This is a genomic window from Roseateles sp. GW821-FHT09G03, assembly GCF_059416045.1.
In genome coordinates, this window is sequence record NZ_JBWKOK010000006.1 from 184,194 (window position 1) to 199,194 (window position 15,001).

The 15,001-nt window shown below is 68.7% G+C and carries 12 protein-coding genes; 4 read left to right on the top strand and 8 right to left on the bottom strand.

The genetic code is table 11. The annotated features are described in order from the left end of the window. Nucleotides 1-96: 96 nt before the first annotated feature. The 3 genes from AC07OZ_RS21620 to AC07OZ_RS21630 all read right to left on the bottom strand — a co-directional run bounded on the left by AC07OZ_RS21620 (nucleotide 97) and on the right by AC07OZ_RS21630 (nucleotide 3,098). Entirely contained in the window at nucleotides 97-1,101 is a 1,005-nt protein-coding gene (locus AC07OZ_RS21620) for a serine/threonine protein kinase (protein WP_495469138.1), read from the bottom strand. Nucleotides 1,102-1,181: 80 nt separating this feature from the next. Beyond that, entirely contained in the window at nucleotides 1,182-2,117 is a 936-nt protein-coding gene (locus AC07OZ_RS21625; RefSeq protein ID WP_495469139.1) for a DUF2726 domain-containing protein, read from the bottom strand. 228 nt (nucleotides 2,118-2,345) lie between these two features. Beyond that, complete coding sequence (locus AC07OZ_RS21630; protein WP_495469140.1) at nucleotides 2,346-3,098, bottom strand: GNAT family N-acetyltransferase; 753 nt, start codon at nucleotides 3,096-3,098, stop codon at nucleotides 2,346-2,348. 281 nt (nucleotides 3,099-3,379) lie between these two features. On the opposite strand from AC07OZ_RS21630, the gene rplM reads away from it, so the two are divergent. From rplM to erpA, 3 genes are all read left to right on the top strand, one after another. Then, a complete protein-coding gene (rplM, locus tag AC07OZ_RS21635) occupies nucleotides 3,380-3,808 on the top strand; it encodes a 50S ribosomal protein L13 (RefSeq protein ID WP_067065533.1) in 429 nt (142 codons plus the stop codon). A gap of 9 nt (nucleotides 3,809-3,817) precedes the next feature. Continuing rightward, nucleotides 3,818-4,210, top strand: a complete 393-nt coding sequence (gene rpsI / locus AC07OZ_RS21640; protein WP_067065532.1) for a 30S ribosomal protein S9 — start codon at nucleotides 3,818-3,820, stop codon at nucleotides 4,208-4,210. 199 nt (nucleotides 4,211-4,409) lie between these two features. Next, nucleotides 4,410-4,784 (top strand): iron-sulfur cluster insertion protein ErpA, encoded by a 375-nt coding sequence (gene erpA / locus AC07OZ_RS21645; RefSeq protein WP_416760665.1) that lies wholly within the window; start codon nucleotides 4,410-4,412, stop codon nucleotides 4,782-4,784. A gap of 114 nt (nucleotides 4,785-4,898) precedes the next feature. On the opposite strand, the gene AC07OZ_RS21650 is transcribed toward erpA, so the two are convergent. After that, nucleotides 4,899-6,029 carry an anhydro-N-acetylmuramic acid kinase gene (locus AC07OZ_RS21650; protein ID WP_495469141.1) on the bottom strand — a complete coding sequence of 377 codons (1,131 nt, stop codon included), beginning with the start codon at nucleotides 6,027-6,029 and terminating at the stop codon, nucleotides 4,899-4,901. 49 nt (nucleotides 6,030-6,078) lie between these two features. Continuing rightward, nucleotides 6,079-7,464, bottom strand: coding sequence for a M23 family metallopeptidase (locus AC07OZ_RS21655; RefSeq protein ID WP_495469142.1), 1,386 nt, complete (start codon nucleotides 7,462-7,464; stop codon nucleotides 6,079-6,081). A 386-nt stretch (nucleotides 7,465-7,850) separates the two neighbouring features. Between AC07OZ_RS21655 and tyrS the strand changes: the two genes are divergently transcribed. Next, entirely contained in the window at nucleotides 7,851-9,029 is a 1,179-nt protein-coding gene (gene tyrS, locus AC07OZ_RS21660; protein ID WP_495469143.1) for a tyrosine--tRNA ligase, read from the top strand. Nucleotides 9,030-9,173: 144 nt separating this feature from the next. Here the strand turns inward: tyrS and AC07OZ_RS21665 are convergent, their stop codons facing one another. From AC07OZ_RS21665 to gspF, 3 genes are all read right to left on the bottom strand, one after another. Further along, entirely contained in the window at nucleotides 9,174-12,653 is a 3,480-nt protein-coding gene (locus AC07OZ_RS21665; RefSeq protein WP_495469144.1) for a S41 family peptidase, read from the bottom strand. A 114-nt stretch (nucleotides 12,654-12,767) separates the two neighbouring features. Further along, nucleotides 12,768-13,667: a 5'-nucleotidase gene (locus AC07OZ_RS21670; RefSeq protein ID WP_495469145.1), complete on the bottom strand. Its 900-nt coding sequence runs from the start codon at nucleotides 13,665-13,667 to the stop codon at nucleotides 12,768-12,770. Between the two features lie 76 nt (nucleotides 13,668-13,743). Further along, a complete protein-coding gene (gspF, locus tag AC07OZ_RS21675) occupies nucleotides 13,744-14,955 on the bottom strand; it encodes a type II secretion system inner membrane protein GspF (protein ID WP_495469146.1) in 1,212 nt (403 codons plus the stop codon). Nucleotides 14,956-15,001 lie beyond the last annotated feature (46 nt).

The window sequence follows — 15,001 nt, forward strand, 5'->3', positions numbered from 1 at the left end:
AGGGCTGCATCTTGACCGCCCTGCCTGTCTTGAATCGGTGAGGCGACTGCTGATGAGAGGTTCCGCGTCCGGAGCGCGCCGGCGGCCTCCGCGCCGTCATCCTTGCCATCCGCCGTGACGGCGCGTTTCCGTCTCCATGGCGTCGAGCTGCTCGCGCAGTTTCACCACCTGGTCGCTCCAGTAGTTGGGTGTGCCGAACCAGGGGAAGGCCGCCGGGAAGGCCGGGTCGTCCCAGCGTCGCGCCAGCCAGGCGCTGTGGTGGATCATCCGCTGCGTGCGCAGCGCCTCGACCAGGCGCAGTTCGCGCCAGTCGAATTCGCACACGCTCTCGTAGCCGTCGAGCAGGGCGTCGAGTTGTCGCCGTGCCGCCTCCGGCTCGCCGGACAACAGCATCCACAGGTCCTGCACCGCGGGGCCTTGGACGGCGTCGTCCAGGTCCACGAAATGCGGCCCGCGATCCGGCGTCCAGAGGATGTTGCCCGGATGGCAGTCGCCGTGCAGGCGCAGCGCGCGGCGGTCGGGCAACGCATCGAACGCGGCATCGATGGCATCGATGCATCGCTCAGCGGCGTCGTGCCAGTTGGCCGCCACTTCGGGGGCCAGCGTGTCGCTCGCGCGCAGCCAGTCGCGCGCCTCGCGCGCGGGCGCCGCGCTGTTCCAGGACAGGCGATGCTGGAATGGCTCGCGTTGTCCGACCTCATGCATGCGCGCCAGGAAGCGGCCGATCCAGCGCAGGACCTCCGGATCCTCGAGCTCCGGCGCGCGGCCGCCCTGGCGCGGCGTCACCGCGAAACGCTGGCCCTGGAAGTGGCCGAGCGTGCCGGTCACGCCATCGATGGCCAGCGGCAGCGGCGCGACGACCGGCACTTCCGCCTCCACCAGCGCGTGCGCGAAGGCGTGTTCCTCCAGGATCTGCGCGTCGCTCCAGCGTCCGGGCCGATAGAACTTCGCGACCACCGCCGCTCCGTCCTCCAGATGCGCCATCAGCACGCGGTTCTCGTAGGAGTTCAGCTGCAGCAGGCGGCCGTCGGGGCGGAGTCCCGCGTGCTCGAGGGCGTCGAGCATCAGTTCGGGGGTCAGGAGGCCGAAGCCGGCCGTCATGTCAGTCATCGGAGCGGCGAGGACAGCAAAAACGGCGCCGGAGCGCCGTCGTGTCCTCGAAGAGCGGGCAGGGGCGTAGCTTAGCGCCGCCCGTAGCGGGGCGAGTCGACGACCACGCCGCCGATGTCGGGGTCCGGCAGTTCGCTGGGCAGCGGCGGGAAGTCGCCACCGAACTGGGAGTCGCGGAACTGCGCATCGCGCGCATGCGGGTCGCGGAGCTGGGGATCGCGGAGTTGGGAGTCGCGGAAGCCCGAGGCCTCGTGCGTGCCGGCCCGCGGGCGGTAGCCGCGGGTGCGCGGCTCGGGGTGCGGCAGCGGCGCCTGCATCGATTCGCCGCTGAAGGCGTCGTAGCGGCTGTCCGGCGCGAAGAAGGAATCGCTGAACACCGGCGAGTCGTTCCAGAGCGTGTTGCGCGCTGTCGCCGGTGCGGCCGGGGCCGGGGCCGGGCGCCGGGGGGCGGCCGGCGGGGCGCTGGGAAGGTGCGTGGCGCCCGCGCGCGGCATCGCCGCCATGCCGGCCCGGCTGCCCTGGTTGCTGTAGGGCACGAGCAGTTGCAATTCGGTGGCGCTGGGCAGGTTGTCGACCGAGGAGCGCAGGTAGCGGATGCGGCACGCCGCGAGCACCGCCTGCTTGATCTGCAGGCTGCGGGCGGAGCCCGGCCGGTCGGTCTCGATGTCGATCGCCGCCAGCACACGGCCGTTGGGGCTGCAGATCGCGAAGTTCACGCTGATGCCACCCAGCAGCTCATACCAGTAGCGCACGTCGCGGGCTTCGGTCGGCTGGCAGAAGCGCACCATCGGCAGCTTGCACATGACGACGTGGTGCGGCAGGGCCTCGCGCAGCAGGCGGAAGACGCGGCGTTCGTCGGCGCTGAAGACGGGACGGGCGTTGAGCGACCACTCCGTGGGCAGCGGCTTGCGCTCGCGACTCGGGCGCCGCAGCAGCAGCGCGGCGGCGAGCCCCAGGACTGCCAGCGCCGACAGCCCCGCGATGATCCACGGCAGCAGGTTCTGCATATCCCAATGAGCCCAATGAGCTGGACGGACCGGACGGATGGCGCCCGAGGACGCCGGAGGACGCACGGGAGCAGCGGATCAAAGACACCGTACCGGGCGAATCGCGGGAATGTAGCGGAAAGGCGTTACAAATTGCATCCGAACTGACCCCTGGCACCCCCTGGAATCGGGTGGGGGTGTCGGGAATGAAACCGGTACCTGTGCGATCAGCGATGCGTCCATGCCGCCTCAGCGCTTGGTTCCCGGGTCGTCGGAGCGGTCGCGCACCTTGCGGATGCGCGACTTCACCTCGGCCACGCCGTCCAGGAAGTCGCCCACGGTGCGCATGTGGCGCTTGAACTGGAAGTCCCATTCGGCCATGTGGCGCTCGAGGGCCTCGTCCACGTGCGAGGACACCGAGTCCGGTGGCAGGCGCAGCCAGGCCTCGGACTCGCCGCCATCGCGTTCGACCGTCGCGCCGGCGTTGCGGGCGATCTTCAGCATCGGGGCGTTCTCGCTCAGCGCATGGATGAAGAGCGTGTCGATGCCGCGGTTGCGCGCGTGCAGCGAGGCCCGCTCGAACAGGCGGCCGCCGAAACCCTTGCCGCGTGCGGAGGTGGCGACCGAGACGCCGAATTCCGCCATCGCCGGACGCCCCTTGATCTGCGGCGCCGGCGCGTAGGCCAGGTGGGCCACGGCGATCAGCTGCAGACGGCGGTTGAAGATGCCCAGCACCTCGTCGCGGACCAGATCCAGGCCGGCAACGTACTTGCCGATCTGCTCGTCGCGCGCCGGATAGCCGAAGCGCAGGTAGCGGTCGCGCTCGCCCAGCGCCAGCAGGTGCTGAAGGATGCGCTTGCGGTGACGCTTGCCCAGCGAGCGGATCGGCACCCAGCCGGTCCAGCGGGCGAGCATGGCCCGCGGGCTCCAGCGCGAGGGCGGCGCGGTCGCGGGCGCCGTCGGCCGGGGGGTGTTCGGGCGTGGATCGGGCGGGGTGGACATGATGGGCTCGGCGATGGGGACGGATGCTAGCGGGGAACGGCGCCGGCGCCTGTCCGGATGCGTCACGAATCAGGGGAGCGGGCGGCTGGTGAGGCCCCGCTGCGCGGCGCCGACAGCGGGCGTTTGGGCTTTCGGGCGGATTCTGCTAGACTCGTCGGCTTTCCCGTTTCCAAGGCAGCGGGGGAACGTCCGTGAGAGGCCGCGCGATTCATTTCGCCTACAAGCGTGCACCGAGCGTACGGGGGCAGATCGCCCGAAGTTTCGCCTTTTGAAAGAATCTCATGAAGACCTTCAGCGCCAAGCCGGCCGAAGTGACGCACGAGTGGTTTGTGATTGACGCCACCGACAAGGTGCTCGGACGTGTTGCCAGCGAAGTGGCACTCCGTTTGCGCGGCAAGCACAAGGCCATCTACACGCCTCACGTCGATACCGGTGACTTCATCGTCATCATCAACGCCGAGAAGCTGCGCGTGACCGGCAACAAGGCCACGGACAAGGTGTACTACCGTCACTCGGGTTTCCCGGGCGGCATCTACGCCACCAAGTTCAAGGACATGCAAGCCAAGCATCCGGGCCGTGCCCTGGAAAAGGCCGTCAAGGGCATGCTGCCCAAGGGCCCGCTCGGCTACGCGATGATCAAGAAGCTGAAGGTGTATGCGGGCGACACGCATCCGCACACCGCCCAGCAGCCCAAGGCGCTGGAAATCTAAGGAGCGGAGATGATCGGAAACTGGAACTACGGTACCGGCCGTCGCAAGTCGTCTGTGGCTCGTGTCTTCATCAAGAAAGGCACTGGCCAAATCACGGTGAATGGCCGCTCGATCGAGCAGTACTTCGGCCGTCAGACGTCCATCATGATTTCGCGCCAGCCCCTGCTGTTGACGAACAATGGTGAAGCGTTCGACATCAAGGTCAACGTGCACGGCGGCGGCGAGTCCGGCCAGGCCGGCGCGGTCCGCCTGGGTATCACCCGCGCGCTGATCGACTACGACGCGGCCCTGAAGCCCGAACTGAGCCGCGCCGGCTTCGTCACGCGTGACGCGCGTGAAGTCGAGCGTAAGAAGGTCGGTCTGCACGGCGCCCGTCGCCGGAAGCAGTTCAGCAAGCGCTGATCGACTTCCGTCCGCTGGTGGGGTCCGGGTTGGGATTCCATCGGTGGCGAAAGCTCAGGGACAAGGCCGCTGCTTCAGCGGCCTTGTTTTTTGTCCGGCAGGGTGCATATCCTGTCGAAGGGGCTATCTCAAAGCGTCCGCTGCCGATGCGGAGGCTTTGAGATAATCCCGCCATTCCTCCGACACAACAGGATCCACGATGAGCGCAGTCCTCGAAACCCAATCCACCGATCTGGGCGGCATGCCGGCACCGCTGGTCTTCACCGACAGCGCGGCTGAGAAGGTGCGCGAGCTGGTGCTGGAAGAAGGCAATCCGGAACTGAAGCTGCGCGTGTTCGTGCAGGGCGGCGGTTGCTCCGGCTTCCAGTACGGCTTCACCTTCGACGAGGCCGTGAACGACGACGACACGCAGATGGCCAAGAACGGCGTGACGCTGCTGATCGACGCGATGAGCCTGCAGTACCTGGTCGGCGCCGAGATCGACTACAAGGAAGACCTGCAAGGCGCGCAGTTCGTGATCAAGAACCCGAACGCGCAGACGACCTGCGGGTGCGGTTCGAGCTTCTCCGTCTGAGCGGAGTACGTTCCGGACTCGTCGGATGCACAGGCCCTCGGGCCGAATGACAAAGACCGCCTTCGGGCGGTCTTGTCGTTTCTGGCGAGTGGAGTCTGCTCCGAGGAGCGGGGATCAGGCAGGTGTGTAGCTGCCCAGCACGCGCAGTCCCGACGCACCGGTGGCTGCAGGCAGGTTGCCCGGCAGCCCGCGCACGTGGCGCATGGCCAGCCAGGCGAAGGCAGCACCCTCGACCTGCATCGGCGGCAGTCCCTTTGTCGCAGTGGTGCTGACGGCCACCGTCGGCAGCAGCACCTGGAGCCGCTTCAACAACGCATCGTTGAATGCGCCGCCGCCGCACACGAGCAACTCGCGCCATGCGCCCGGCGCAAAGGCGACCAGGCTGTCGAGAACGCAAAGCGCGCTCAGCTCCAGCAGCGTCGCCTGCACATCGACGGCCGCAACACGCGGCGCATGCGCGGCGACCTTCGCATCAAGCCAGCCGAGGTGGAAAAGATCCCGCCCGGTGCTGCGCGGCGGGGCCTGACGGAAGTAGGGCTCGGCCAGCAGTGCATCGAGCAGCCCCGCATGCACCTGACCCTGCGCAGCCCACAGGCCGCTTGCGTCGTAGCTCGCGCCTTGATGGCGATGGATCCATCCGTCCATCAGGCAGTTGCCCGGACCGCAGTCGAAACCGCCGCTGCGACCATCTGCCCAGAGCAGGCTCACATTGCTGATGCCTCCGACATTCAACACGACGACGTCGGTGCCGTCCTGTGCCAGGACGGCGCGATGGAAGGCCGGGACCAGGGGCGCGCCCTGGCCCCCGGCGGCCAGATCACGGCTGCGCAGATCGTGAACGACGGCGATGCCGGTGAGCTCGGCCAGCAGGGCCGCGTTCAGCAACTGGACCGTGAAGCCGGTGCCGTCGAACTCGCCGGGGCGATGTCGCACCGTCTGTCCGTGGGCGCCCAGTGCGCGGATCTCCTGCGGCGCCAGGCGCTGGGCCATCAGCAGGGATCGGCACGCCTGTGCGTAGGCGCGGGCGATGGCGTTGCCGGCGAGCGCGGCGCGCTGCAGTTCATTCTCGCCAGGGCTGTTGAGCGCGAGCAGTTCTGCCCGCAACTCTCGATCGAACGGCTGGTAGTCGTGGGCGAGCGCGCGGACGCGACCTTCGGTCTCGGCGCGCAGCAGCACGGCGTCGACGCCATCGAGCGAGGTGCCGGACATCAGTCCGATGTAGAGCTCAGCGCCGGACATCGTCATGGCCGAAGGAGATCAAATGGCGGAGCGCGTGAAGAGCGCGCTGGCCGGCTTACTCGCCGACGACGCCGTCGTGGATCGAAGCCGCAGCCTCGAGCGCGTTTTTCGCGCCGGCGACCTGGGCCTTGAAGGCGGCCTTGGCGGTCGCAGGCAGCGTGACGGCCTCGGATGCACGCGCGATCACGCGCGGATCCTGCTGCTTGCCGTTGACCCGGAATTCGAAATGCAGGTGCGGTCCGGTCGCCCAGCCGGTCGAGCCGACGGCGCCGATCTTCTGGCCCTGCTCGATCTTCTGGCCCTTCTTGACGTCGATGCGGCTCAGGTGGGCGTAGACCGTCATGCGGTTGCCGCTGTGCTTGAGCTGGATGACGTTGCCGAAGCCGTTCTGCCAGCCGGCGAATTCGACGTTGCCGTCACCGACGCTGCGCACGGCCGTGCCGGTCGGCGCGCCGTAGTCGATGCCTTGATGCTGGCGCCAGGTTTGCAGGATCGGATGGAAGCGCATCGCGAAGCCGGAGGTCACGCGCGAGAACTCCATCGGGCTTGCCAGGAACGAGCGGCGCTTGCTCTCGCCGTCGAAGCCGTAATAGTTGCTCTTGCCGCTGGTGGGGTCGCGGAAGAACACCGACTGGTAGCTCTTGCCGTTGTTGACGAATTCGGCGGCCAGCAGGCGGCCCGAGCGGTTGCCCCAGGTGATCGGCTCGCCGTCCGCGGTCAGGGTTTCGTAGACCAGCGAGAAGCGGTCGCCCTTGCGCAGTTCGCGATGGAAATCGATGTCGCCCGAGAACATGTCCGCCAGTTGCGTGGCGATCGCGTCGGGCACGTTGGCCTCGTCGGTCGCGGCGAACAGCGAGGACTGGATCGTGCCGCTGCCCAGGCGCGTCTGGGTCTCGTAGGCCACGGTCTCGAGCTTGGAGACGAACTTGTCGCCGTCGCGGGTGATGCTCAGGCGGGTGAAGTGGGTGTCCAGTTGCTCGCTGGCCTCGGCGGCGTAGCGGGCGACGATGGACTGCACCTCGCCGCTGGCGGTCGCGATGATCTGCACACGCTTGCCGACGCGGCCCGTCAGCAGCTTCTTGGCGGTGTCGTCCGTACGCAGGAACGAGGCGGCCGCCGCGTCGAAGGCGCCCATGCGCTTGAGCAGCGCATCGGCGGTGTCGGCGGCACGGGTGACGTCGCTGCGCGAGAGGCCCGGATCGAACGCGGCCAGGTCGGCCAGTTGCTCGTCCAGCGACTGCAGCGGGATGGATTCGGAGACGACGCGTTGCGGGAGGTCCGCCGCGTCAGGGGCCATCGGCGCGACGCCGAAGGCGGTCACGGCGAAGCAGCTCAGGACACCGACCACGGTGCCGGTCAGGGCGCGGGGGTGTTTGGCCGCGAAGGATTCGGCGCGAGCGAGGGTGCGCTGCACGCGCTGCCATTCGTCATTCCAATTCATCACGCGCCGAAGACCTTTTTCTGGAGCCTGAGGAGTGCCATCCGCCGCTACGCCTGCAAAAGCGCGTGGCTCGAACGGCCCATGCCGGAGATTCGAGGGTCCTGCAAAACGAAGGACGCCCTGAGGGGCGTCCAGATGCTGCGGGGAGCGTCCACTAGAATCGCCGTCTTGCGTTGCAGCGACAGGTCAGGCATGTCAATTGCCCTCTTGGCGCCCCGCAAAAACAGCCGAAAGTATAGCGGCGGGCCCGGGTTACAAATGCTAGAAAACCCGATAAATCAAGACTTTACGTAAGCCCGTGCGGGCTCCGAAGTGCCATGTCTGATATCCGAACCCAGGCCCCGTCGGCCCCCGAATTTCCGATCACGGACCGGGTCCGTCATGCAATGCAGCAATCCCTGCGCGGCTGCGAGGAATTGCTGCCTCAGGAAGAATGGCTGAAGAAGCTGGCCCGTTCCGAGGCCACCGGTCAGCCCTTGCGCATCAAGCTGGGCCTGGACCCCACCGCGCCCGACATCCACGTCGGCCACACGGTGGTCCTGAACAAGATGCGCCAGCTGCAGGACCTGGGCCACCAGGTGATCTTCCTGATCGGCGACTTCACCTCGATGATCGGCGACCCGTCCGGCCGCAACGCGACGCGACCGCCGCTGACGCCCGAGCAGATCAAGCACAACGCCGAGACCTACTACAAGCAGGCCAGCCTGGTGCTGGACCCGGCCCGCACCGAGATCCGCTACAACAGCGAATGGAGCGATCCGCTGGGCGCGCGCGGCCTGATCCAGCTGGCGGCGAAGTACACCGTGGCCCGCATGATGGAGCGCGACGACTTCACCAAGCGCTACGCCGCCGGCACGCCGATCTCGGTGCACGAGTTCCTCTACCCGCTGATGCAGGGCTACGACTCGGTGGCGCTGAAGGCCGACCTGGAGCTCGGCGGCACCGACCAGAAGTTCAACCTGCTGATGGGGCGTCACCTGCAGTCCGAATACGGGCAGGAGCCGCAGTGCATCCTGACGATGCCGCTGCTGGAGGGCCTGGACGGCGTCGAGAAGATGTCCAAGTCCAAGAACAACTACGTGGGCATCGCCGAGCCGGCCAACGGCATGTTCGCCAAGATCCTGTCGATCAGCGACGTGCAGATGTGGAAGTGGTTCGACCTGCTGAGCTTCAAGTCGATCGAGGAGATCGCCGCGCTGAAGCGCGAGGTCGAGGGCGGACGCAATCCGAAGGAAGCGAAGGTGATGCTCGCCAAGGAGATCACCGCGCGCTTCCACAGCGCTCAGGCGGCGGACGATGCGGAGGCCGACTTCAACAACCGCGCCCGTGGCGGCATTCCGGACGACATCCCCGAGCTGTCGCTGAGCGGCGCCCCGATGGGCATCGCCGCGTTGTTGAAGGCGGCGAACCTGGTGCCGTCGAACGGCGAGGGCAACCGCAAGATCGAGCAGGGTGGCGTCAAGATCGACGGCGTGACGATCAGCGACAAGGCGCTGAAGGTCGAGGCTGGCACGATGGTGCTGCAGGTCGGCAAGCGCCAGTTCGCACGCGTCACCCTGAGCTGACCGCGCGACATCGACGCACGACCCCAAGCAAAACGGGAGGCCAAGGCCTCCCGTTTTCATTCGTGCACAGCGAGTCTCACCGGGACCGGAACAGGGTGGGAGGTTCGCGGACGCGAGGCCTCACACAGTCATCGCGCTACGCCGTCACTGCTTGATCGGCCGCAGATACGGCCCCGGCTTCGGCGTCTTGATCGGATCCTTCGCGATCGCGTCCTTCAGCCACGCAATCGCCGCGTCGAGCTGCGCATCCTGCCCGTTGGCGGTCGCCCGCGGCGGGTTGTCGACCTCGATGTCCGGCGTCACGCCCTTGCCTTCGACGAGGAACTGGCCGTCGACGGTGATCTGTCCGTTCTCGGCGGAGCGCATCAGGCCGTTGTCCATCAACCGGTTCTGGTCCGACAGCCACACGCCGGCACCCGAGGTCGTCTTGCCGATGACGGGACCCAGGCCCAGGCGCTTGAAGCCTTCGGAGAAGGTCTCGCCGTCGGAGTAGGTCTCCTCGTTGGCGATCACGACGACCTTGCCGCGGAATACCTGCTGCATGTTCGGATACGGCTTGCTGCCGTACGGCGAGCGCGGCTGCCAGAAGGCCCAGGCGCGGCGCAGCAGCGTCTGCAGGATCCAGCTGTCGATGTTGCCGCCGTTGTTGTGGCGGACGTCGATGATCAGGCCCTCACGCTCGCTCTGCGCGTAGAACTCGCGGACGAAATCGCCGATGTCGTCGCGGGTCATCGCGCGCAGGTGCAGGTAGCCGATCTTGCCGTCGGCCGCCTTGTCGACGAGCTTGGCGCGGCTGAAGCGCCAGTCGTTGACGCGCAGCTGGCTTTCGCGGCGCACGTCGACCGGGGTCACGACGACGGAGCGCTCCTTGCCGGAGGACTCGCGGATCTGCAGCAGCACCTGCTTGCCGGCCTGGCCGCGCATCAGCTCGCTGGCGTCAGGCACCGACAAGGCCTTGCGGCCATTGATCTGCGTGATCACCGCGCCTTCGGCGATGTTCAGGCCGGGCGCGGCCAGCGGACCGGCTTCCGACGGCAGCTCCGGATCGCCGGCGAAGATGCGGGCGATCTTCCAGCCGTTGCCCTTGGGATCGCGCTCGAGCTGCGCGCCCAGGCCGGCATAGCCGGGCTCCTCGGCGCCCTTGCGGAGCTCGCCCGGCGCGACCTGGCTGTGCAGCAGGCTGAGCTCGCCGACCATCTGCGCCATCAGCTCGGCGAGTTCGCCGCGCTCGGTGACGCGCTCGGTCAGCGGGAAGTACTTGGCGCGCATGGCGGCCCAGTCCACGCCGTGCATGTCCTTGTCGTAGAAGAAGTCCCGCTGCATGCGCCAGGCGTCATTGAACATCTGGCGCCACTCGGCCTTCGGGTCGACCGCGATCTGCCAGTCGGACCAGCGCACGCGCGACTTGTCGAGATCGCCCGGCAGCTTCGGACCGGCGTCGACGATCAGGATCTCCGGCGCCGTACCCGGGGCGGCCGAGCGGCGGATCATCAGCTTCTTGCCGTCGGCGCTCAGGTCCCAGGCGGCGACGCCGTCCGCGAAGGTCTCGATCCGGGATTCCTGCGGGCCGATCGGCAGTTGGCGCAGCGCGGTGCCCTCCTGCACGTACAGGCGCTTGGAATCGACGGCCAGACCGCTGTAGTTGCCCGCTGCGGCCGGCACCTCGTAAAGGCGCAGCGCCAGTCCCGGAATCTGGATCTCGGGCTTGCCGCTCTTCGCGGCGGGCGGGGCGGCAGGCTTGGCTTCCTTGGCCGCGTCGGCCTTGGCTTCCTCGACCTTCTGCTTGGATTCCTTGTTGTCGGGCTTGTCCTTCTCCTGCTCGCGGATCTCGGCCTCTTCCTTGGCCTTCATGCCCTGGAGTTCATCCGGCGCGGCGAACGGGAAACGCAGGTTCGGCTGCAGCGCGATCGCGTAGATCTTCCAGCCCTTGTCGAAGAAGGGACCCATGTTGCGGTCGCCCCAGGGGCCGGGGTTGCCGGTCACGCTGAAGGTGCGGCGCGACAGGAAGTACAGCCACTGGCCGTCGGGGCTGAAGGCCGGCGCGGTGGCCGCGTAGCGGTCGCTGCCGAGCTGATGGACCTTGCCGTCGGCGACGGTCAGCAGCATCAGCTGCTCGCGGTACGGGTTCGACGTGGTGCGGACGAAGGCGAGGGACTTGCCGTCCGCGGACCAGTTCAGCGACGCGGCGCCGTCGCCGAGCGCGTCATGGTCGACTTCGCGCGTGGCGGCGGCGCGGGCGGGGTTCTTGAGGTCGGTGAGGAAGAGGCGGCCTTCCTTGTCGGTGTGCGCGATCCAGCGGCCATCCGGCGATGGCGACAGGCTGCGGCGCAGCACGGTGGCGCCTTCGGTGATCTGTTTGGGCTGGCCGATGCCATTGGCGGCGAAGCGCCAGATCTCGAACTCGCCGCTGAAGTCGCAGAACGCGAAGACGTCGCGGCTGTCGCCGCTGAAGGCGCTGTCGCGGCAGCGGCCGGCGTCGTCGGCGGACGCGGGCACCGGAAGTTCGGCGCGACGCAGCGGACCGACGCCTTGCGTGGCGAGGCGGCCGCGCGCGGTCAGCACGACCTGCTCGCCGTTGGGCGACAGCGAGACGCCGGTCAGGAAGTCCTGCGGACGCGCGATCCAGCGCTTGCGTTGCTGGTCGTAGTCGCCGGCCAGGTGGAGATCGATCTTCCGTTCGGCGGCGCTGCCGTCGAGGTCGATGCGATAGAGGTCGGCGCCGAGCGCGTAGACCGCCTGCGCGCCGTCCAGGCTCGCATGGCGGACGTCCCAGCCCTTGTGGCGGGTGTGCTGGCGCAGGTCGGAGCCGTCGGCCTTCACCGACCACAGGTTGTAGGTGCCGTCGCGGTCGGACAGGAAGGCGATGCGGGCCGTGCCGGACGCGTCCTTGTAGGGCATGGGGCGGCGGTCGTTGGCGCCTTCGGCCACCAGCGGCCGGGCCTCGGCCGTGCCGGAAAGATCCATCACCCACAGGCGGGCGAGCGCGCCGCCGCGGTACTGGCGGGCGTTGTCGCCGCGCAGGCCGTTGCGGGTGAAGTAGAGGGTCTTGCCGTCCGGGCTCAGCGCGCCGTCGCTGGCCTGGCCGACCGGCAACGCGCGGTGCACGCCGCTGACGAGGGAGACCAGGTGCAGCTGCGTGCCAGGCTCGCCGCGTTCCGTGGCGCCGGAGTAGAGCACCTCGTTGTCGGCGGTGATGCCCCAGACGCGCACGGCGCCCGTGTCCCAGGTCAGGCGGCGGGCGACGCCGCCGGCCGCGGGCATCACGAAGACGTCGCTGGCGGATTCCTGCTGGCCGACGAAGGCGATCCAGCGGCCGTCGGGCGAGACCGCGGGGAAGGTCTCCGCGCCACCGTGCGTGGTCAGGCGCTGCGCGGTGCCGCCGCCGACGTTGGCCTGCCAGAGGTCGCCTTCCGCGACGAACACCAGCCGGTCGCCGCGCAGCGCGGGCTGACGGTAGAAGCCCAGCGACGGGTCGGCGGGGGCGGGCCGGGTGGAGGCACTGCGGGCGACGGCATCCGCCGTTCCGGCGGCGGCGGCCGAGGTCGCGGTGGATTCGGCGGCGATGGCGAGGGTGGCCATCGAGCAGGCCGTGGCGATGGCCAGGCGACGGAGCGTGATGCGCATCGGAGGTCTTCCTTGTGGGAGTCCGGGACGGAGCGTCGGAACGTGAGTGGGAAGGGGCCCGGCCTGACGGCTGCCGGAAGTCATGCGGCGCGGATTCTGGCGCCGCGGCCGGCGTCAGCGATTCGTCACCCCCATGGCCACGTGCCCGGCGGGCACGTGCGGGACGGCGTTCTGGACGTGGCCGTGCTGGTCGTCGAAGAAGAAGTCGGGCTCGAACTCCCGCAGGAATTCGCCCTTGGGCAGGCCGCCGAGGAACATGGCTTCGTCGACCTCGACGTCCCAGTCCATCAGCGTGCGGATGGCGCGCTCGTGGGCAGGGGCGCTGCGCGCGGTGACGAGGGCGGTGCGCAGGCGCATCGGCACGGCCGGCGCGGCCTGCAGGCGCTGCAGCTCATGCAGCACCTGCTTGAAGGGACCGGCGGGCAGCGGGGTCAGCTTGCGGGCGATCTCGTGCTCCTGGAAGGCGTCCAGGCCGTCGCGCTGGTAGACCTGTTCGGCCTCGTCGGAGAAGAGCACGGCGTCGCCGTCGAAGGCGATGCGGAGTTCATCCGGATACGCGGCGGAGGCGCGCGCCGACTGCGGGAAAACACGGGCCGCGGCCACGCCCGCGAGGAGCGCTGATCGCACGTCGTCCTCGTTCGCGGAGAGGAAGAGCTGCGCCTTGAGCGGCTTCAGGTAGCGCCACGGACTGTGTCCGCGGGTGAAGACGCCGCGTTCGATGTTCAGGCCGTAGTGCTGCGCGGAGCGGAACACGCGCATGCCGGAAATCGGGTCGTTGCGCGACAGCACGACGACCTCGACGCGGGGCGTCTCGCCGGCCGCGTTGAACGCGAGCAGCTTGCGCACCAGGGAGAACGCGGTGCCGGGTTTTGCCGGCTCGTCCAGTCGCTGCTGCTGCAGGCGCATGTAGGCGCGGTCGTCGCTGTCTTCGAAGAGCTGGTTCTCCTCTTCGAAGTCGAACAACGCGCGGGAGGAAAGGGCCACGACAAGGCGGCCGTCGAGAGAGGCGGGCATGGGCCCGATGATAGGCGCCGTCGATGGGCGGCCGTCCGGGACCGCGGCATCGGCGCGCGAGCGCCGACGGGACGCCCTACTGCGCCGCCAGCTTGTTCATGTCGATGATCGGCAGCAGCACCGACAGCACGATCAGCATCACCACGCCGCCCATCGCGACGATCAGCAGCGGCTCCAGCAGCGTGGCCAGCGTCATCGCGCGGCGCTTCACTTCATTGCCGAGTTGCTTGGCCGCGCGCTGCAGCATGTCGGGCAGTTGACCGGTCTGCTCGCCCAGTCGCGCGAACATCGACAGCAGTCCCGGGAAGCGCTTCTTCCCTGCCAGCGCCGCGCCCAGCGGCGCGCCTTCGCGGACCTGCGCCAGCGCGTCGAGCGCGTCCGCGCGCATCGCCTGGTTGGACAGCGTCTCCGCCGCCGCCTGCAGCGCCTTCAGGATCGGCACGCCCGCGCCCGCCAGCATCGCCAGCGTGCCCGAGAAACGCGCCGCGTTGTACCCGCGCGCGAGCCGGCCCAGCAGCGGCACGTTCAGGAACGCGGCGTCGAAGCGCTGACGCGGCCCTTCGCGCTTGAGCACCTGCCGCAGGCCGATGAAGCCGCCGACCAGGACGATCACGATCAGCAGCCCCCAGTTCCGGAGCACGTCGGAGATGCCCATCATCATCCGCGTCAGCAGCGGCAGCGTCTGCCGCGTCTGCGTGAACACCGCCGCCACCTGCGGCACCACGTAGGTCAACAGGAAGCTCACGGCCAGCACCGCGATGATGCAGACGATCACCGGATAGGCCAGCGCGCCGAAGAGCTCCGAGCGCAGCCGCTGCTGCTCTTCGAGGTCGTCGGCCAGGCTCTCCAGCACCGGGCCCAGCGCGCCGCTCTGCTCGCCCGCGGCGACCACCGCGCGGTAGACATCGTCGAACTCGCGCGGCGCGGTGGCCAGCGCACGTGCGAAGGACGAGCCCGCGTTGACCTCCGACTTCAGCTGCGACATCAGTTCGCGCTGTCGCGGATCCTCGGCTTCGTCGGCCAGCGCCGCCATCGAGCGCTCCAGCGGCAGACCCGCCGACACCAGTCCCGCGAGCTGCCGTGTCCACACCGCCAGCCCCGCCGCCTTGAACGCGCGCCGCGCGAAGCGCGACTGCTTGCCCGGCTGCGCCGCCACCGCCTTCACGTCCATCGGCACCAGCCCCTGCGCCCGCAACTGCGAACGCGCGGCTTTCAGGGTGTCGGCCTCCAGCAAGCCCTGGCGGGCTTTGCCGGACGCGTCCAGGGCGTCGTACTTGAAGGCGGGCATCGCTCGGAACCTCGTGTCTCTACTGCTCGTGCGTCCGTGTCGTGGC